Raw genomic sequence first — 225 nt, 5'->3', positions numbered from 1 at the left:
CAGCTTCTGGGAATGCCTTGTAAACATCGTAAACATACTTAGAAACATGTTCGCCATCACCTTGGAATACACCATACTTCTTCCATACGGATTCCAATTGGTCGTAAGGCATGAAGTTGTTGTCTTCATCTAAGTACATTGAACGAGCATATGAACCATAGGCAGCATCAATGTGCAGGTAGAAGTAAATGCCTTGTTCATTGTAAAGCTTGTCACGTAATGCAA

At 40.4% G+C, this 225-nt stretch carries 1 pseudogene; it reads right to left on the bottom strand.

From position 1 onward, the window contains the following. Nucleotides 1–225, bottom strand: a pseudogene (locus LJE08_RS14675) (tyrosine decarboxylase); the annotation flags it as partial.

It is taken from the genome of Holdemanella sp. DFI.5.55 (genome assembly GCF_020593575.1).
In the GTDB taxonomy this organism is placed as follows: domain Bacteria; phylum Bacillota_I; class Bacilli_A; order Erysipelotrichales; family Erysipelotrichaceae; genus Holdemanella; species Holdemanella hominis.
This window is presented reverse-complemented; position numbering and strand designations above follow the sequence as displayed.